Here is a 19,575-nt window from a genome sequence, read left to right as displayed (position 1 = left end):
CAGCCCGCCAAGACCTTCAGTGGATAGGGTGTTATGTCCGGAAAAGCGCAACAGCAATCTCGTCTCAAAGAGTTGATCAGCCGTGGTCGTGAGCAGGGCTACCTGACTTACGCAGAGGTCAACGACCACCTGCCGGAGGATATCTCTGATCCGGAACAGGTAGAAGACATCATCCGCATGATCAACGACATGGGGATCAACGTATTCGAGACAGCCCCGGATGCGGATGCCCTGTTGCTGGCGGAAACCGATACCGATGAAGCCGCCGCCGAAGAAGCCGCCGCCGCCCTGGCCGCGGTAGAGAGCGACGTCGGCCGCACCACCGACCCGGTGCGCATGTACATGCGCGAAATGGGTACCGTGGAACTGCTGACCCGCGAAGGCGAGATCGAAATCGCCAAGCGCATCGAGGAAGGCATCCGCGAAGTGATGAGCGCCATCGCCCAGTTCCCGGGCACGGTGGACGGCATCCTCGAGGAATACAGCCGCGTGACCGCCGAAGGCGGCCGCCTGTCCGACATCCTGAGCGGCTACATCGATCCCGATGACGGCAGCCTGCCGGCCGAGGAAGTCGAGCCCGTCGGCCTGAAGGACGACAGCACCGAGGCCAAGGCCAAGGACGAGGAAGAAGACGAGGAAAGCGACGGCGAAAGCTCCGACAGCGATGACGAGGGCGATGGCGGTCCGGACCCGGAAGAGGCCGCCCGTCGTTTCGGCGCCGTCTCCGAGCAGTTGGACAAGGCCAAGAAGGCCCTGAAGAAGCATGGTCGCAGCAGCAAACAGGCCAGCGAGGAACTGCTCGCCCTGGCCGAACTGTTCATGCCGATCAAGCTGGTGCCCAAGCAGTTCGACGCCCTGGTCGCCAAGGTCCGCGATGCGCTGGACAGCGTTCGTCGCCAGGAACGCGCCATCATGCAACTGTGCGTGCGTGACGCGCGCATGCCGCGTGCCGACTTCCTGCGCCAGTTCCCCGGCCACGAAACCGACACCGCCTGGGTCGACAGCGTGCTCAAGGGCAAGCCCAAGTACGCCGAGGCCATCGAACGCCTGAAGGACGACATCCAGCGCAACCAGCAGAAGCTGGCCGACCTGGAAACCAGCTCGCAGCTGACCGTCTCCGAGATCAAGGACGTCAACCGCGCCATGTCCATCGGCGAGGCGAAAGCTCGCCGCGCCAAGAAGGAAATGGTCGAGGCGAACCTGCGTCTGGTGATCTCCATCGCCAAGAAGTACACCAACCGTGGCCTGCAGTTCCTCGACCTGATCCAGGAAGGCAACATTGGCCTGATGAAGGCGGTGGACAAGTTCGAATACCGTCGCGGATACAAGTTCTCGACCTACGCCACCTGGTGGATCCGCCAGGCGATCACCCGCTCGATCGCCGACCAGGCGCGTACCATCCGTATTCCGGTGCACATGATCGAGACGATCAACAAGCTCAACCGCATCTCCCGCCAGATGCTGCAGGAGATGGGCCGCGAACCGACCCCGGAAGAGCTGGGCGAACGTATGGACATGCCGGAAGACAAGATCCGCAAGGTCCTGAAGATCGCCAAGGAACCGATCTCGATGGAGACGCCGATCGGGGACGACGAAGATTCGCATCTGGGCGACTTCATCGAGGACTCCACCATGCAGTCGCCGATCGAAGTGGCGACCAGCGAGAGCCTCAAGGAAGCCACCCGCGAAGTCCTCGCCGGTCTCACCGCTCGCGAAGCCAAGGTCCTGCGCATGCGCTTCGGCATCGACATGAATACCGACCACACCCTCGAGGAAGTCGGCAAGCAGTTCGATGTAACCCGTGAGCGTATCCGCCAGATCGAAGCCAAGGCGCTGCGCAAGCTGCGCCACCCGTCGCGAAGCGAGCACCTGCGCTCCTTCCTCGACGAGTGATGAAAAACCCCCGGCCCGAGCCGGGGGTTTTTCTTTGGGGCCTTCCACTGGGCAAAGTGCCACGTCTACACTTCGGCATAATCCCCCCCTGGAATGAGGCCCTTCATGCCGCGCCTGCTGGCAGTTCTGCTGTGGTGTCTCGCATTCTGGGCAGGACAGGCGCTCGCCCTGGATTTATCGCCTGAAGAACAGCGCTGGCTGCAAGCGCATCCGAGCCTGCGCCTGGGCGTCGATACCTCCTGGCCGCCCTTCGAATTTCGCGACAGCGACGGCCACTACCAGGGCCTGTCCGCCAGCTACGTCAACCTCATCAGCCAACGTCTGAACGTCCAGCTGGAACCGGTGGAGCCCGCCACCTGGGGTGAAGTCCTGCAGCAGGCCCGCGACGGGCGGATCAACATCCTCCCCGGCATCATGGCGACGCCGGAGCGCCTGGAATACCTGACGTTCACCCGCCCCTACCTGGACTTCCCGATCATTATCCTCGGGCGCAAGGACGGGCCGGCGCCGCGCACCCTCAAGGACCTATACGGCCTGAAGGTCGGCGTGGTCGTCCATTACGCGCCCTATGAACTGCTGGTCGCCAACCATCCAGACCTCAACCTGCAGCCGCTCCCCAGCATCGCCGCCGGTCTCCAGGCCTTGGCCACCGGTCAGGTCGACGCCTTCGTCGGCGACCTCGCCTCCAGCGTCTGGACCCTGCGCCAGCTCAAGCTCGAAGGCGTGCAGATCAGCGGTGAGACGCCCTATCGCTACCAACTGGCAATGGCCGTTCCGAAGGACCAGGCCATCCTCGCCGACATCATCGACAAGGTAGTCGCCGAGCTCAAACCCGAAGACGTGGAAGCCCTGCAGGAGCCCTGGGTCGGCGGCCTGCTCGACAAGCGGCCGGTCTGGCGCGAAATGCTCGGCATCGCCGTCCCCATCTTCCTGCTGATCGCCTTCACCGTCCTGGTACTGGTCACCATGAACCGCCGCCTGCGCGGGGAAATGCAGCGGCGGGAAAAGCTCGAACAGGCCCTGCGCGACAGCGAACAGCACTATCGCGGCCTGGTCGAGAGCCTGGCAGCCATCGCCTGGGAAATGCGCCTGACGGAAAACCGCTTCACCTACGTCTCCCCCCACGCCCAGCGGCTACTCGGCTACCCGATCAAGGACTGGCTGGAACCCGGCTTCTGGCAGCGCACCCTCTACCCGGACGACGCCGACCACGCCGTCGCCTACTGCATGAGCGAGAGCCAGGCGGGGCGCAACCACAGCTTCGATTACCGCATGCTCGCCGCCGATGGCCGGGTGGTCTGGATTCGCGACATCGTCACCCTGATCCAGCATGGCGACGACCTGATCCTGCGCGGCCTGATGATCGACATCACCGAGGCCAAGCAGACCGAACAGGCGCTGCGCCTGTCCGAGCAGAAGTTTGCCTCGGTGTTCCACCACTGCCCGGACATCATCGTTCTCGCCCAGCGCGCCGACGGCCGACTGCTGGCGGTGAACAGCACCTTCGAGCAGCAGATCGGCGTACCGGCCAGCGAGGCGCTCGGCAAGACCTCCACCGAACTGGGCATCTGGGGCGAACCCGGCATGGGCCCGGCGATACTCGCCCGCCTGCAGGGGCAGAACCTCGACAACATCGAAATCCCTCTCAATCGTCGGGACGGCAGCCGTTTCACCGGCCTGCTCTCGGCCCAGCACATTGTCCTCGACGACACCCCCGCGCTGGTCGTGGTCGTGCGCAACATCACCCAGGTCAAGCAAACCCAGCAGCAGTTGCGCGTCTCCGAGGAAAAATTCGCCAAAGCCTTCCACGCCTCGCCCGACGGCATGCTCATCACCCGCATCAGCGACGGACGCCTGGTGGAGGTCAATGACGGCTTCACCCGCATCACCGGCTACGCCCGGGACGACGTCGACCAGCGCTCCACCCTCAGCCTCGGGCTCTGGGCCAATCCCAGCGACCGCGAGCGGCTGCTCAGGGCCGTCGACCAGGTATCCGGCGTGCAGGACTTCACCGTGCAGATCCGCACCCGTGACGGCGGCCTGCGCCTGTGCGAGCTCTCCGCCCACCGCATCACCATCGGCAGCGACGACTGCCTGCTGACCATCGCCCGCGACATCACCGAACGCCAGCAGATGCAGGAAAAGTTGCAACTGGCCGCCACCGTGTTCGAAAGCACCGCCGAAGGCGTGATGATCACCGACGCCAGCCAACGCATCATCGCCGTCAACCGCGCCTTCAGCGAAATCACCGGCTACAGCGAACAGGAAACGCTTGGCCACTCGCCGCGCCTGCTTGCCTCCGGCCAGCACGACAGCAGCTTCTTCATCGCCCTCTGGCACCAGCTCAACGCCGAAGGCCACTGGCAGGGCGAAATCTGGAACCGTCGCAAGAACCATGAACTGTACCCGGAGTGGCTGACCATCAGCGCCGTGCGCAACACCGACGGCGAACTGTCGCACTACGTCGGCGTGTTCGCCGACATCTCCACCCTCAAGTACGCCCAGGCGAAGCTCGACTACCAGGCCCACCACGACCCGCTCACCGGCCTGCCCAACCGTCTGCTCTTCGAAAACCGCCTGACCACGGCACTCAAGGAAGCCCAGGAAGACCATCACCAGGGCGCCGTACTCTTCCTCGACCTCGACCGCTTCAAGCACATCAACGACAGCCTCGGCCATCCGGTCGGCGACCTGCTGCTTCAATCCATCGCCCAACGCCTGCGCGACCAACTACGCGACATCGACACCGTGGCCCGTCAGGGCGGCGATGAATTCATCATCCTGCTGCCCGGCCTGCATCGGGCGGTAGACGCCGAGCATGTCGCGAAAAAGCTGCTGCATTGCTTCGAAACGGCGTTCATCGCCGGCGAACAGGAATTTTTCGTCAGCGCCAGCATCGGCATCTGCCTCTACCCCGTCGACGGCAACGATGTCGCCACCCTGGTAAAGAACGCCGACGCCGCCATGTACCGCGCCAAAGCCCAGGGCCGCAACCGCGTCGAGTTCTACACCCGCGAACTCACCTTCCAGGCCACCGAACGCATGGCCCTGGAACACGAACTGCGCCGTGCCCTGGAAAGCGACCAGCTACAGCTGTACTACCAACCCAAGCTGGCCCTGGGCAGCGGCCAACTGGTCGGAGCCGAAGCCCTGATCCGCTGGAAACATCCACAATTCGGTGCGATTTCTCCGGACCGCTTCATCCCCCTGGCCGAGGAAAATGGCCTGATCCTGCCACTGGGCGACTGGGTGCTGCGCGAAGCCTGCCGCCAGATGAGCCGCTGGCAGGACAGCCACGCCGCCTTCGGCCCGCTCTCGGTCAACCTCGCCGGCGCACAACTGCGCCAGCCCCACCTCGTCGAACGCATCCGCGACCTGCTCGCCCGATACCACCTGCAGGCGTCGCGCCTGCAACTGGAGATCACCGAAAGCTTCCTCATGCACCAGACCGAGGAAGCCCTATCCATCCTGCACAGCCTGAAGAACCTCGGCGTGCAGTTGGCCATCGACGACTTCGGCACCGGCTACTCATCCCTCAGCTACCTCAAACAACTGCCGCTGGACACCCTGAAGATCGACCAATCCTTCGTCCACGGTCTGCCCGACGACCCACACGACGCCGCCATCGCCCGCGCCATCATCGCCCTGGGCCGCAGCATGAATCTCACCGTGATCGCCGAAGGCGTGGAACACCAGGCCCAGGAACACTTCCTCGAAGCCGAAGGCTGCGACCAGATCCAGGGCTACGCCCTCAGCCCACCGCTGCCAGCCGACGCATTTGCCAACCGATTCCTCACTCCGCTCAACCCGGTTGGCGCTACGGAAAACGCATCGGTATAATCCGCCGGCCTTCTGGGGGCCTATAGCTCAGTCGGTTAGAGCAGAGGACTCATAATCCTTTGGTCCACGGTTCGAGTCCGTGTGGGCCCACCACCAATATCAATGGGTTAGAGCATCCGGCGACGGATGATCTAGCCCATTTTTCTTTCCAACGCCCACATTGGCAGCTACTTCTCTCCGGGACCCAGCTCCCCCTCATCACCCGCTCGCCCAGCCCCCCCAGGCCCCCCAGGCCCCGTAAACACCGCACCGGCGCTCAACGACACCGGTCCGTTTGACCTGGCCTCTCGTTCGCCCATCAGCAGTGGCAATGTGATATACATCAGCGTTCTGTGCCTGATTTGATGACAGGCCTGCTCAATGAAAATATGGCAACACGACGGAGAAGGAATCATGTCTAGCCATCGCTCAGTGTCTACTGTTTCGGAACTCAAGGCAGCGCTCGATGCCGGGGTGAAAGAAATCACAATCACCGACCCTGATTTGGCGAGGAAGGTCGATATCGCCAAAAAAGTGAAAAAGCCGGTTGCGCTGGCCATGCTCGCTGGCGCGGGTGTGGTGGTGGCGAACAGTTGGAATCCTGTCGGCTGGGTCTCTGGTGCTGCCGTTGCAGGCCTGTCGGCCGCAGGCGCCTCGGTAGCGATAGCCGCTATCGGTGGACTTACGCTTTTGGGTTTGGCCTTTTTGACGATGTACAACGACTACGACGCGAAGATCGGTGCCAAGGGGAGCGTCACGAACAAGCCGAACGATCAGGATGGCCCATCTCAGTCTGCTGGGGGCGGCTTCTTGCTCACGCTGTCAAAAAAGAGATGAGCCCGGCCTTTCACGGTGGTCCGCCGTATTTTTTTGTATGCAGCAAGTGCCAGCATGTCTTCCAGCGAAGTACTCGACTGGTATTGATGTGCCCTGCGTGCAATAGCTTTAAAGTACGGCGCGATCCTCGCTTCCAGAAGTAGCGCCCCGGCTGAGACGGGTGTGTTCAAGCGCATCTGTGATGACGCATGTACACGCCCAGTTACCGATCTGGGTGTAAGAGCGAACCCCGCATCGGCTGGAGGGATACGAGCGATGTGCCGGGTCACATCCCGCCGACGGCAGCCTGGAACCCGGCCAAGGCTCGCCAAGAATGTCCCTTTCCCTCATCCGGCGCGACGGGTTACCCATTCGCGCCAGCACCGTGAGCTCGAGACATGATCCCTTACGGCCTGAGTCCCGATCAGTTCTGCCAGCGCTACCGTCGCCACCTGCAGCGCACCACACCGACGACAATCGACAAGTTCCGTACCCTGCTCGCACGCGCCCTGCCCGATGAACCACTCACGGGGGAGGTCCAGCTATTCCTGGGCGAGGACGGTCTCGATGTACCGGAAGCCTGGCTCTACCTCAGCGGCGAGAACAACAAGGTGGATGCCTCGGACCCCACCCTGTTTGCCGGCAAGGCGATGGACCTGCAGTTGGGCCTGCAGAGCATCCCCGAGTTCGACCTGGCGTACTTCGAAGGCGATTTCGGCGGCGTCACGCTGATGGCCAACACCCTCAAATCCTGGCTCGCCGAATGCTGGTGGAAAGCTGGCGGCTGGAGCTGGCCTGTCGCACTGACGCTCGCGGTACACGACGGGTTCGATGATGGCGAGCGTATTGCTCTGACCGAAACGGCCTGAGCATCAGGAAACCTCAGCGCTTGGCGATGATGTACACGGCGTGGACGATGCCGGGGATGTAGCCGAGCAGCGTCAGCAGGATATTGAGCCAGAACGCGCCGGCGAAACCGACCTGGAGGAACACGCCCAGCGGCGGCAGAAGGATGGCGATGAGGATGCGGATGAGGTCCATGCGGTGGCTCCTTGTGAGATTGCCTGTTGCATGGAATGGACCGTTGGCGAGCGGAGCGGGTTCAGAGAATCTGACGCTGACGTCGGGCAGGTCGGGTCCGCGCCAGGGTCTTCCTCTCCCGGAGGGAAAGGGTCTGATCGGTGCGCCGCTTGATAACGCGCTCGCCGGTAGCTTCCGCTTTTCGCAGGAGCGCGCTTGCTCGCGAACCAGGCCCCGCAGTGAGGGTTGTTCGCGAGCAAGCTCGCTCCTACAAGTTGCATCAGGCGTTACAGGAACCAGCGGTACTCCCGCGCGCTGACTTCGTTCATGAAGTCCAGGTGGTCGTGGCGCTTGTTCTCGCAATAGACAAAGACGAACTCGCTGCCCAGGCTTTCCTTGACCACCGGGTGGTCTTCCATCTCGGCGACGGCGCCGAGCATGTCGCGGGGGAAGTCGATGCCGCTGTCGCGGTCTTCGTTCAGCGGCGGGATCGGCTCCTGGCGGGCTTCCAGGCCGTGCTCCATGCCGGTGAGGATCGCCGCCAGCACGAGATACGGGTTCGCGTCGGCGCCGGCGAGACGGTGTTCGATGCGCAGGTTCCTGCCATCGGACTCGGGAATGCGAATGCACGCATCGCGGTCCTCGAAACCCCAGCTGGCCTTGCTCGCGGCGTTCACACGGGAGCCGTAGCGGCGGTAGGCGTTGTGGTTGGCGGCGAAGATCGGCATGCAGTGCGGCAGCAGCTCCAGGCAGCCGGCCACGGCGTGGCGCAGGGCCTGCTGGTTGTCCTGGTCGAGCAGATTGTTGCCGTCGCGGTCGTAGAGGCTGACATGCACGTGCATGCCGCTGCCCGGCGCATGCAGGTAGGGCTTGCTCATGAAGCTGGCGCGGTAGCCGTGCTTGAGCGCCACGCCACGGGTGGCGCGGGTGAACAGCGCGGCCTGGTCGGCGGCGTGCAGGCCGTCGTCGCAGTGGGCGAAGTTGATCTCGAACTGGCCCGGACCGATCTCGGCGGTGATGACGTTGGCGTCCACGCCCTGCTCGCGGGAGGCTTCGACGATCTCATGGAGCACATCGGAGAAGCGCGACAGGCGCTCGATGTGCATGTTCGGCTGGTCGTCCTCGTCGTCGCACAGCGGGTCGCGCGGGTACTGCGGCAGGCCGGCGTCGAGCTTCTTGTCGAACAGGTAGAACTCCAGCTCGAAGGCCACCACCGGGCGGATGCCCTTGGATTCCAGGCGCTGCATGACGCGGGCCAGCACTTCGCGCGGTTCGAACTCGATGGGCGCGTGGGTACCGTCGGAGCTGATCAGCATCTGCCCCAGCGGCTGGTTTTCCCAGCGCACCGGCTTGAGCGAACCGGGGATCAGGCGGCGCGGCGCATCCGGGTCGCCGTCGTTGAAGCAGTAGTCGCCGATGGGGTGCAAGCCGCCCTGCGCGCCCAGCAGCACGCAGTTCTGCGGCAGTTTCAGCGGGCTGCCGGCGGCGACTTTTTCCAGCATGTCGACGGGGTAGCGCTTGCCGTAGAAGTGGCCGGGGATGTCCAGGCAGATCAGGTCGACGTAGCGGATGTCCGGGTATTGCTGGCGGAAGGCACGGACTTCACTGAGCAGGTCGGGATAGGTCGGGCGGTTCATGGTGCAGGGGCCTTTTCTGTGCGGGCGGCGCCGGATCGTTTTCCCAAGCCAACCCGCGTGGGCTGGCTTGGGAAACTCACGTGAAGATCCAGAGCACTCGCGTGGGTTTGTCGGTGAGGTTGCCGTAGCGGAACTGGCTGTGCGGCGGCAACTGGAAGCTGTCGTTGGCGTGGAGCGTGACGGTCTGTTCCTCGTACCAGAGGGTCAGTTCGCCTTCGAGGACGAAACCGCCCTGCTCCGAGCTGTCGTTCAGGTGCCCCTCGCCGCTGGTGGCACCCGGGGCAAGGATGCTGTCGAGCATGGAGAAGCCGCCGGACATGTTCGGCGAGGCGAGGATGTCGGTGATGCCACCGGCGTAGTAGAGCGTGCGGCGGTCGGCCGGACGGGTCACCCAGTCGAGCTCACGGCGGGTCTCGCCGGCGTAGAAGTAGGTGGTCGGTACGCCCAGGGCTTCGCTGATGGCGGTGAGGTCGGCCACGGTGGGTTGCGACAGGCCGCGCTCGACCTGGGAGAGGAAACCCACCGAGCGACCGATCTGTTCAGCCAGCGCGCCCAGGGTGAGGTTCTTGTGCTTGCGCAGGTCGCGGATCAGCGTGGCGAGGTGTTCGTTGGCGGCCGTCTGGGTCATGGCGAAGTCCGATTCAGAAAAAGTCGCGCAATCGATACCAGGCCTTGCCGACGGCTTCCAGTGGCGCGGCGAAGCGCTGCCCACCGGGGAACCCGGGATTGCGGATGCGTTGATAGAGGTCAAGCTCGTCGCTGCGGCCGAACATGGCTTCGCTCACCGCGTGGGCCGCGGCCAGGCTCGGCAGCACGCCGTGGCCGGAATAGCCCTGCAGCCAGTACAGCTCGCCGCGCCGGCCGATGTCCGGGGTGCGGCGCATGCTGCAGTCGATATGGCCGCCCCAGGCGTATTCCAGTTCCACGCCCTTGAGCTGCGGGAACACTCGCTCGACATAGGGGCGCGTGGCGGCGCGAATGTCCGAAGGCATGCCGCCCAGGTAGGTGCAGCCGCCGCCGAACAGCAGGCGATGATCGGGGGTCAGGCGGAAGTAGTCGAGGACGAACTGGTTGTCGGTGACGCAGCAGTTCTTCGGCAGCAGCGAGCAGGCCTGTTCCTCGCCCAGCGGCGCGGTGGCGACCTGGTAGGTGCCCACCGGCAGGATGCGCTCGGAGACGTCGCGGTCCAGCCCATCGATGTAGGCGTTGCAGGCCAGCACCAGGGAGGCGCAGCGCACGCTGCCCCGCTCGCCATTAGAAAGCTCGGTGGTCACTTCATAGCCGCTGCCGCTCTCGCGAAAGCTCAGGGCACGGGTCTGCTCGAAGATTCGCCCGCCGGCGCGCTCGAAGGCACCGGCCAGGCCGTAGGCCAGCTTGAGCGGGTTCAGGTGCGCCGAATTGGGGTCGTAGAGGCCGGCCTGATAGCGGTCGCTGGCGATCCACTGCGGCAGCTCTTCACGGGGGATGAATTGCAGGCCTTCGTAGCCCCAGCGGCGATTGGCCTCGGCTTGCCAGTCGTAGAGCATGCCGACGCGACGCGGCAGCACGGCAGTCCACAGGTGGCCGATGCGGTAGTCGCAGTCGAAACCGTGGCGTTGCGGCAAATCACGGAGTTCATGGGCGGCCCAGAGCATGCCCTGCCAGAGACGCAGCGCGCCTTCATGGCCAAGGTCGGCTTCGATCGGGCCGAGGTCGCTGGACCAGCCCGGCAGGGCCTGGCCACCGTTGCGCCCGGACGCGGCCCAGGCGATGCGACTGGCCTCGATCATGCAGACCTGGCGACCGCCTTCGGCGAGTTGCAGGGCCGTGTGCAGGCCGCTGAACCCCGCGCCAATCACCAGCACTTCGCACTCCAGCGGTTCGCGCAACGCATCGCGCGGCTGGATCAGCTCGGGGTTGGCGCCGGCATAGTAAGTACCGACCGGCTCGCTCGAACGCAGGAACATGGCCACCTCGTGAAATTGTTCTGATTATTTTTCATGAAAAATAACAGAACAAATTTCACAAGGCTAGCCCGACGCGCTTTTTGCGGACGGGCTGCGCTTCAGATCGTCAGGAAGACAGCACTGCGGCGCCGTCCTGCTCCTCGCGCTTCTGCCGCACGCTGACCACCACCACCAGCGCCACCAGGATGCCGGCGAGGATGGCCGAGGAGCCGATGGTGCCGAAGTCCAGCCCGCCCTTCTCATGGGACTTGGTCAGCATGTCGCCCAGGGTCGCGCCGAACGGCCGGGTCAGTACGAAGGCCACCCAGAACAGCAACACCGAGGACAGCTTGGTGAAGTAGTGCAGCATCACTACCACGGCGATCAGGCTGCCGATCAGCAGCGCGCCGCCAGCAAAGCCCAGGCCCGAATCGTCGGCGAGGAAGTCGCCCAGCGCGGTGCCCAGGGTGTTGGAGAAGAGGATGGCGATCCAGTAGAACATCTCGCCCTTGAAGCTGCGGATGTTGTCCACCGACAGCGAGGTACCGCTGAAACGCCATAGCGCGAAGATCGCCACCAGGATGCTCACCAGGATCGCCGACCCGGTGGCGTAGCCAAGCTCCAGGGTGCGGTCCATGAAGTCCGACATGGTGGTGCCGGCGGTGCTGGTGGAGAGGATCACCAGCCAGTACAACCAGGGCACGTAGCGTTTGCTGGCGAGCTGGCCGACCAGGGTGACGAGGAAGACGCTGATGAGGATCAGCGAACTGATCGCATAGCCGACGTCGAGAGTCATCGACAGCAGGTCGCCGGCGGTTTCCCCCAGGGTGGTCGCGCAGATTTTCATCACCCAGAAGGCCAGGGTGATCTGTGGCAGTTTGTTCACGGACAAGACTCCAGAAATGGGCAGGGCGGGCGCCTATCCCGGCGGCCGCGTCGTCTGCACCCGGAGCTCCTGCGGGCTCCCCCATGACCCCAGGATGCACAGCGCGAAAGACTGCGGTCGGCGCAGTGAAGAAAGGGTCAAGCCGGTATGAAAAATCCATTCGGCGCCGCCTTTGCCGGGCTCCCGACAAGTGACAGATGGCCGCCAGTTGCTATGGTTTACGTGGGGGCCGATGCGCCCGAGGAACGCTTTTTAGCGCGCGATTGGCCGGCGCATGGGGATATGGATGAATCAGATGATCAAACCGCAACCGTACTGCAAGAACTGCCGGTTGGCGCCGCCGACCCTGAGTGACGACAAGGTCCAGGAGCTCGAGGCGATCATCAAGCCGGGGCACCTGCTGCATAAAGGGGACTTCGTGTTCCGCCAGGGCGACCCGTTCCACAACGTGTACCTGGTTCGTTCCGGCTCGATCAAGACCTTCACCACCAATGAGCAGGGTCTGGAGAAGATCACCGGCTTCTATTTCGCCACCGAGATCTTCGGCTTCTCCGGCATGGGCGAAGGCAGCTACCCGGTGTCGGCGCAGGCGCTGGAAAGCACGCTGTGCAGCGAGATCCCCTTCCACCAGCTGGAAGAACTGTCGATCCAGATTCCGGGGCTGTCGCACCAGATCATGCTGATGATGAGCCGCAAGATCCGCGAGGATCAGCAGATGAAGCTGCTGCTCTCGCGGCTGAACTCGGACTCGCGGATCGCTGCCTTCCTGCTCAATATTTCCGCGCACTTCCGCGACCGCGGCTTTTCCGCCACGCGCTTCCGCCTGAGCATGTCGCGCAACGAGATCGGCGATTACCTGGGGCTGGCGGTGGAGACCGTGTCGCGCAGTTTCACTCGCCTGCAGAAGCACGGGTTGGTGCGGGTGGATGGGCGGGAGACGGAGATTGTCGACTTCACGGAGTTGTGTGCGTTGGCGGGAGGTGAGGTCGAGCTTTGAGTGCTCGGCGGGGTTTGTTCGCGAGCAAGCCCGCTCCTACAGGCCCCGACTTTCCGACGCTCGCGCCCGCTCTTCGTAGGAGCGAGCTTGCTCGCGAACCGCCCGTGTACCGGCCATCCCTGCGGGCTATGCTCCCCCTGAGCCCCGCGCAAAACCGCCCTTCGCAGAAGAGGACTTCGTCCGCGATCGCATGGCACGGAGCCCCTTGCGGACGGAGTCCGCTTACTACAGGAGCAGGCCGGCCCGCATAGGCGCGGTACTTCTCCGCGATAGCGGTGCCATTGCTGGCCACCGGCCGGATCGCGGACAAGGTCCGCTACGGGAGCAGTCCCTGTCCGTACCGCGAGGGGTATCAGGTCCCGATTACCCCGCCATCGTCCTTGGTGATCACCAGCGTCGTGGAGCGCGGGATGCTCTTGCCGTCGCTGGCCGGGAAGCTGATGCCCGGATGCTGGATGTTCACCCACAGCGTCTTGCCATCCGGGGTCTGGGTGATGCCGGTCAGTTCGCAGCCGCGCGGCCCCACCAGGAAGCGGCGCACCTCGCGGCTGTGCGGGTCGGCGCAGAGCAGCTGGTTGCAGCCCATGACGCGCATGGGTTGCTCGGCATCGTCGTAGTCGGTCTCGATCCACAGGCGGCCGGCAGTGTCGAAATACAGGCCATCCGGCGAGGAGAAGATGTCGCCGTTGATGGTGCCCACCAGGTTCTCCGGCGCGCCGGAGCCTTGCTGTTCGCCGGCCAGCAGGAAGACTTCCCACTGGAAGCTCGTGCTAGTCGGATCGCCGCCGGCTTCGTCCCAGCGCAGGATCTGCCCGTGGAGGTTTTCCTTGCGCGGGTTGGCGGCGTCCACCGGCTGCTTCTTGCCCCGTGCATCGTTATTGGTAAGGCTGACGTACACGGCGCGGCTGCCTGGCTGCACCGCGACCCACTCCGGGCGGTCCATCGGCGTGGCGCCCAGCTTGTCGGCGGCGGCGCGGGCATTGACCAGCACCTCGGCCTGGCTGGCAAAACCGTTTTCGGCGGTCAGGCCATTCTGCCCGTGCACCAGCGGCAGCCAGCGGCCACTGCCGTCGTCGCTGAACTGGGCGACATACAGGGTGCCCTCGTCCAGCAGGTCGCGGTTGGCAGCGCGGTCGTCAGGGTTGTACGTGCCGGCCGGGACGAACTTGTAGATGTACTCACCCTTGGTATCGTCGCCGTAGTAGAAGGCCATGCGGTTGTCGGCCCCCAGCGAAAGGGTCGAGCACTCGCGACAGAAGCGCCCCACCGCGGTGCGCTTCTTCGGGGTGGACGTCGGGTCGAAGGGATCGATCTCCACTACCCAGCCGAAGCGGTTCGGTTCGTTGACGTGGCCGCCGTGGGGCTGGCCGGCCTTTGGCGTGGCATCGAAGCGTTCGTCCACCGCTTCCCAGGCGTAGTAGTTGCTGAACGCGCCGTTGGACAGACCGTAGCGCTTGTGCGAAACACGCCTGGCGTAATCGTCCTTGTCGCGGTTGACGAAGTACTGGTGCCAGTTCTCTTCGCAAGCCAGATAGGTGCCCCAGGGCGTAACGCCCATCGAGCAGTTGTTCAGGGTGCCGAGTACCTGCTTGGCCTCGGGGTCGCTGGCGGTGCGCAGCAGGTCATTGCCGGCCAGGGGGCCGGACAGTTCCAGCGGCGAACTGCCGGTGATGCGGCGGTTGTAGTTCGAACCCTCGACGCGCTGCCACTGGCCGCTGGCATCCTTCTTCACCTCGATCACGCTCAGGCCGTGGGCGGCGATTTCCTTGCGCACTTCACCTTCCGGGCGGCCCCGCGAGCCATCGGGGCGATCCTCGAAGGTCTGGCCCTTGGGGTGCAGCGTCGGGTTGATGTACTCGTGGTTGATCACCAGCAGGCCGTGGCTGTCCGGCGCATCCGGGAAGGCGAAGTAGTGCATACCGTCGTGGTTGTCGCCGGCCTGCAGTTCCTGGGCTTTCCAATCCTCGCTGGCGTCACCCTTCCAGGCTGGCGCGCCGGTCACCACCGGGTCGCCCCAGGAGAAGAACGGCCGCGCACTGTAGCCCTCGGCGACGATCACCCGGTCGAACTTCGGGTCCTGCTGCACCGGCACGCCCTTGAAGCCCAGCAGCACGGAAGGTGTCGCTGCATCGGCGGCGAACAGACGGCGCGGCGCATACAGACCTCCGCCAAGGAAAGCGACCGCGCCGAGCACCAGGCTGTTCTTCAGCAGACGGCGGCGGGCGGGGTCGATCAGCCCGCTCATCGGCACATTGCCGGACGGGTTGATCACCTGGTCATCGAAGGCGGCCAGTCGATTGTGGAAGTCCTGGAATCGTTCGCTCATGGAGGGGTTCCTTCCGCACGGCCGTCGGCAGGACGGCTCGGGTTGCCAATGAAAGATATGCGCGGAAGGTTAGGAACGGGTTGTTACGACGGGATGACAACGCCGCCGAGCCCCGTTGAGGAGCCCGGCGACGGGAATAAAAGCCGCCCCACAGGACCAAGACGACGTCCGGAGGCGGGCGCGAGGGCGTTTGCGGAAGCAGTGCGGCTCAGGCTTGCAGACCGCCCTGTTCCAGGCATTCGGGGCCTGCCAGGCGGGCCGTCCAGTCTTCCACCACGCCACTGGAGAGGCGTTGCGCGGCGGTCTTGCGCCAGCGCAGGGAGAGCGCGTCGCAGGCCATCATCAGGCGCAGCCCGGTAGGTTCCAGGGGATGGCCGAAGTACCAGTCCAGCAGGCTTGCCACGGAGAGTTGCGGGTAGTGCCGCTGTACCAGCTCCAGCGGTGCGTCGGGGGCGACCATGCCGGAACGGCGAACCCGGTAGAACCAGCCGCAGCGGCCCTGCTCCTGCACTTCCAGCGGCAGCTCGGGGAGATTCCAGCGCTTCGCCAGGCGGTAGCTCGGCGAGCGCGGCTGGCTCACTTCGATCAGCGCTTCGCCCCAGCGGAACAGGTCGCCGATGCACACCTCGTGCTCATTGAGGCCGAAGGTCGACAGGTTCTCGCCGAAGGCCGGCGGTCGCCAGCGCGTCTGCGGGTGCTGCTTGCGCCAGTGACGGTAGTGCTCGGCCGGGTAATGATGCAGTGCGCGTTCCAGGCCGCCGTCGCGGCGCAGGTCGGCCCGTGCGTCCCCCGGCAGCCCTTGGGCGCCGAGCCAGACTTCCTGATGCGTTTCCAGCCTGTCGATATCGCTGAGCAGACCACCCCAGCTCTCTTCGACTTTGCCTATGAAAACGCCCTGGATGACGATGCTTTCCACCTTTGTCTACCCATCTGAGACAGCGGACAAGCGCTAGAGTAGTGGCCTGGATAGCCGACTATCCATTTCGATTTTCCAGTTTCGTTGATAAGCAGACCTTATGGATTTCCGCCAGCTCCGCTATTTCGTCGCGCTCTACGAGGAAGGCCACGTCGGACGCGCCGCCGAACGCCTGGCGATTTCCCAGCCGGCGCTCTCGCAACAGATCCGCCAGATGGAGCAGAACCTCGACGTGGCGCTGTTCCAGCGCAACGGCAAACGCCTGCTGCCGACCGTCGCCGCGCACACCCTGTACAACCACGCGGTACCCCTGCTGGACGGCCTGGAGCGCGCCCGCGAAGCCTTGCGGGCTTTTCGTGGGCAGAGTGCGCGCAGCCTGAGCATCGGCGTATTGCAGACGGTCAACGCCAACCTGGTGCCGCACCTGGTGGAGCGCCTGCACACCGCGCAGCCGCACGTGCAGGTGCGCATCTACGAACTCTCGGGCGTGGAGATCGAGCGGCGCCTGCTGGCCGGGCAACTGGACATCGGTATCGGCTTCCTGCCACCGCGCCAGCCAGCGCTGCACGGCGTGGAGCTGTACCCGGACGAACTGCAACTGGTGATCCCGGCGGACCATCCACTGAAGGACTTCAAGAAAGTCTCCCTGGCCCAGGCGGCGGAACTGCCGATGCTGTTGCTGGGCGAAGAGTTCCGCGCCCGGCAGATCTGGCAGGAGCAACTGGCCGCCATCGGCCGGCGGCCACGGGTGCAGGCGGAGCTCAACCACATGAGCGGCATCCTCGACAGCCTGCCGCAGAGGCGCTTCGCCACCGTGCTGCCGGGACGCGCACGGCAGATGCATGGACATCCGAACCTGCTGTGGAAACCACTGAGCGAACCGCGCATTCCGTTGAGCGTAGGCCTGGTCTACCGCGATGCGCAGCGGCAGCAGCCGACGGTGGAGTTGCTCAAGTCGCTGCTGGATGGGGCGGTGTGAGGGCCGCCGGCTCTTGTAGGAGCGAGCTTGCTCGCGAACAAGCTTCGGCGCGGACGCACTCGCGAGCAAGCTCGCTCCTACAGAAAAGCGTCCCACCGCTTTGGCACCCTTGCCGAAAACGCAGGCAAGAAAAAACCCCGCCTCTTGCGAAGCGGGGTTTTGCAGACCGATATCCTGACGTCCATGCTCGCCACCGTCCTTGGTGGATTCCCTTGTTTCCGTATTGTCGTTGGCGCTTCCTGCGCAATGTCCTGACTGAGGAGAAGGTTACCGCTGTAAGCCTTTGTCAGAAAGACGCCGATCACCACCACTGCTTGTAAGCTTAGGCTTACACGGATTCGTACTAGCGCTCTTCGGAAAAGAAATAACCCATAAAAACCCCGCCGGAGCGGGGCTTTCTCAGAACGCTTAGAACTGCGCGGCGTCCAGCAGGTACAGCGACTCGCTGCCGGCCTTCACCGAGGCACTCAGCGAGTGGATGCGCGGTAGCAGGCGGGCGAAGTAGAAGCGCGCGGTGCCGAGCTTGCTGGCATAGAACTCGTCCTGGCCTTCCTTGCCCAGCGAAGCGCGAGCCATCAGGGCCCACATGTACGCGTAGGCGGTGTAGCCGAAGGCGTGCAGGTACTCGACCGAGGCGGCGCCGATTTCGTTCGGGTTGCCCTTGGCGCGGTCCAGGACCCAGGCGGTCAGCTCGTCCAGGTTCTGCACGGCAGCATTCAGCGGGCCGGTGAACTCGGCCAGCTCAGCCGACGCCGAGGCGGTGAAGGCGCGGATCTCGTCGGTGAACAGCTTGCAGTAGGCACCGCCGCTGCCGACGATCTTGCGGCCCATCAGGTCCAGTGCCTGGATGCCGTTGGTGCCTTCGTAGATCTGGGTGATGCGGCAGTCGCGCACCAGCTGCTCCTGGCCCCACTCGCGGATGAAGCCGTGGCCGCCGAAGATCTGCTGGCCGTGGATGGTGGTTTCCAGGCCCATGTCGGTGAGGAAGGCCTTGGCCACCGGGGTCAGCAGAGCGACCAGTTCCTCGGCGCGCTTGCGGGTGGTCGGCTCTTCGCTGTACTTGGCGGTGTCCAGCTGCATGGCGACGTAGCTGGAGAAGGCGCGGCCGCCTTCGTTCAGCGCCTTCATGGTGAGCAGCATGCGACGTACGTCAGGGTGCACGATGATCGGGTCGGCGGCCTTGTCCTGAGCCACCGGGCCGGTCGGCGCGCGGCTCTGGATACGCTCGCGGGCGTACTCCACCGCGCTCTGGTAGGAGCGCTCGCCAGTGGCCAGGCCCTGGATGCCAACGCCCAGGCGCTCGTAGTTCATCATGGTGAACATGGCGGCCAGGCCCTTGTTCGGCGCATCGACGATCCAGCCGGTGGCGCCGTCGAAGTTCATCACGCAGGTGGCGGAGCCCTTGATGCCCATCTTGTGCTCGATGGAGCCACAGGACACGGCGTTGCGCCCGGCCAGGGAGCCGTCGGCGTTGACCATCACCTTCGGCACCAGAAACAGCGAGATGCCCTTGGAGCCGGCCGGCGCGTCGGGCAGCTTGGCCAGGACCAGGTGGATAATGTTCTCGGTCAGGTCGTGCTCGCCGCCGGTGATGAATATCTTGGTGCCGGAAATCTTGAAGCTGCCGTCGGCCTGCGGTTCGGCCTTGGTGCGGATCATGCCCAGGTCGGTGCCGGCGTGCGGCTCGGTCAGGCACATGGAACCGGCCCAGGTGCCGGCGTACATGTTCGGCAGGTACTTGGCCTTCAATTCTTCGCTGGCGTGGTTGAGCAGCGACAGGCAGGCGCCGGCGGTGAGCATCGGGTACAGGCCGAAGGACAGGTTGGCCGAGTTGACCATTTCCTCGACCTGGGCGCCGATCACCTTGGGCATGCCCATACCGCCGAATTCCGGCGCGCCGCCCACGCCCACCCAGCCGCCTTCGGCGTAGGTGCGGTAGGCCTCGGGGAAGCCGGCCGGGGTCTTCACGCCCTCGGCGCTCCAGTTGCAGCCTTCTTCGTCGCCGCTGCGGTTCAGCGGGGCGATCACGCCGCCGGTGACCTTGCCGGCCTCTTCGAGGATTGCCGACGCGGTCTCGGCATCGACGGTCTCGGCCAGGGCGGGCAGTTCGGCCCACAGGTTGGCGACCTCGAAGACTTCATTGAGGACGAATTGCATGTCGCGCAGGGGAGCTTTGTAGTCAGCCATGATGGATCCTCGAACGAAAACGACGGCTGATCAGGCAGCCAGCGGTATCAGAATAGGAGGTACACGAAGGTACGCCGCCGGAGTTTACTCCAACAACTTTTCAGACTTTAAGCGTCATGATGTGACTGCACAACTATAGATTGGTCACAATATGTAGCAAAAAACGAGGAGGCC

Annotated in this window: 14 protein-coding genes and 1 tRNA gene; 7 read left to right on the top strand and 8 right to left on the bottom strand. The window is 64.4% G+C overall.

What is annotated here, in order from left to right:
• The first annotated feature begins 33 nt into the window (after window positions 1-33).
• The 5 genes from rpoD (at window position 34) to H681_RS02395 (ending at window position 7,397) form a co-directional block, all read left to right on the top strand.
• Window positions 34-1,893, top strand: coding sequence for an RNA polymerase sigma factor RpoD (rpoD, locus tag H681_RS02415; protein ID WP_015475251.1), 1,860 nt, complete (start codon window positions 34-36; stop codon window positions 1,891-1,893).
• 105 nt (window positions 1,894-1,998) lie between these two features.
• Window positions 1,999-5,733 (top strand): bifunctional diguanylate cyclase/phosphodiesterase, encoded by a 3,735-nt coding sequence (locus H681_RS02410; RefSeq protein WP_015475250.1) that lies wholly within the window; start codon window positions 1,999-2,001, stop codon window positions 5,731-5,733.
• 16 nt (window positions 5,734-5,749) lie between these two features.
• Window positions 5,750-5,826, top strand: a tRNA-Ile gene (locus H681_RS02405).
• A 300-nt stretch (window positions 5,827-6,126) separates the two neighbouring features.
• Window positions 6,127-6,549 (top strand): hypothetical protein, encoded by a 423-nt coding sequence (locus H681_RS02400; RefSeq protein WP_015475249.1) that lies wholly within the window; start codon window positions 6,127-6,129, stop codon window positions 6,547-6,549.
• A 377-nt stretch (window positions 6,550-6,926) separates the two neighbouring features.
• Window positions 6,927-7,397, top strand: a complete 471-nt coding sequence (locus H681_RS02395; RefSeq protein ID WP_015475248.1) for a hypothetical protein — start codon at window positions 6,927-6,929, stop codon at window positions 7,395-7,397.
• A gap of 13 nt (window positions 7,398-7,410) precedes the next feature.
• Here the strand turns inward: H681_RS02395 and H681_RS25595 are convergent, their stop codons facing one another.
• From H681_RS25595 to H681_RS02370, 5 genes are all read right to left on the bottom strand, one after another.
• Complete coding sequence (locus H681_RS25595) at window positions 7,411-7,569, bottom strand: YqaE/Pmp3 family membrane protein (RefSeq protein ID WP_003450258.1); 159 nt, start codon at window positions 7,567-7,569, stop codon at window positions 7,411-7,413.
• A 266-nt stretch (window positions 7,570-7,835) separates the two neighbouring features.
• Window positions 7,836-9,185 carry a glutamine synthetase family protein gene (locus H681_RS02385; RefSeq protein WP_015475247.1) on the bottom strand — a complete coding sequence of 450 codons (1,350 nt, stop codon included), beginning with the start codon at window positions 9,183-9,185 and terminating at the stop codon, window positions 7,836-7,838.
• 76 nt (window positions 9,186-9,261) lie between these two features.
• Complete coding sequence (locus H681_RS02380) at window positions 9,262-9,813, bottom strand: helix-turn-helix domain-containing protein (protein ID WP_015475246.1); 552 nt, start codon at window positions 9,811-9,813, stop codon at window positions 9,262-9,264.
• A 13-nt stretch (window positions 9,814-9,826) separates the two neighbouring features.
• Window positions 9,827-11,131, bottom strand: a complete 1,305-nt coding sequence (locus tag H681_RS02375; protein ID WP_015475245.1) for an NAD(P)/FAD-dependent oxidoreductase — start codon at window positions 11,129-11,131, stop codon at window positions 9,827-9,829.
• A 106-nt stretch (window positions 11,132-11,237) separates the two neighbouring features.
• Window positions 11,238-11,996: a COG4705 family protein gene (locus H681_RS02370; protein ID WP_015475244.1), complete on the bottom strand. Its 759-nt coding sequence runs from the start codon at window positions 11,994-11,996 to the stop codon at window positions 11,238-11,240.
• Window positions 11,997-12,291: 295 nt separating this feature from the next.
• Between H681_RS02370 and fnr the strand changes: the two genes are divergently transcribed.
• Window positions 12,292-12,993 carry a fumarate/nitrate reduction transcriptional regulator Fnr gene (gene fnr / locus H681_RS02365; protein ID WP_086009537.1) on the top strand — a complete coding sequence of 234 codons (702 nt, stop codon included), beginning with the start codon at window positions 12,292-12,294 and terminating at the stop codon, window positions 12,991-12,993.
• A gap of 352 nt (window positions 12,994-13,345) precedes the next feature.
• Here the strand turns inward: fnr and H681_RS02360 are convergent, their stop codons facing one another.
• Window positions 13,346-15,319, bottom strand: coding sequence for a PhoX family protein (locus H681_RS02360; protein ID WP_015475242.1), 1,974 nt, complete (start codon window positions 15,317-15,319; stop codon window positions 13,346-13,348).
• A 208-nt stretch (window positions 15,320-15,527) separates the two neighbouring features.
• Window positions 15,528-16,235 carry an MOSC domain-containing protein gene (locus H681_RS02355; RefSeq protein ID WP_015475241.1) on the bottom strand — a complete coding sequence of 236 codons (708 nt, stop codon included), beginning with the start codon at window positions 16,233-16,235 and terminating at the stop codon, window positions 15,528-15,530.
• A 100-nt stretch (window positions 16,236-16,335) separates the two neighbouring features.
• Between H681_RS02355 and H681_RS02350 the strand changes: the two genes are divergently transcribed.
• On the top strand, window positions 16,336-17,214 hold the full coding sequence (locus H681_RS02350) for a LysR family transcriptional regulator (RefSeq protein WP_015475240.1): 879 nt from the start codon (window positions 16,336-16,338) through the stop codon (window positions 17,212-17,214).
• A 408-nt stretch (window positions 17,215-17,622) separates the two neighbouring features.
• On the opposite strand, the gene H681_RS02345 is transcribed toward H681_RS02350, so the two are convergent.
• A complete protein-coding gene (locus H681_RS02345; protein ID WP_015475239.1) occupies window positions 17,623-19,401 on the bottom strand; it encodes an acyl-CoA dehydrogenase C-terminal domain-containing protein in 1,779 nt (592 codons plus the stop codon).
• Between the last annotated feature and the right edge of the window lie 174 nt (window positions 19,402-19,575).

Origin of the sequence: Pseudomonas sp. ATCC 13867 (assembly GCF_000349845.1) — a bacterium.
In the GTDB taxonomy this organism is placed as follows: domain Bacteria; phylum Pseudomonadota; class Gammaproteobacteria; order Pseudomonadales; family Pseudomonadaceae; genus Pseudomonas.
This window is presented reverse-complemented; position numbering and strand designations above follow the sequence as displayed.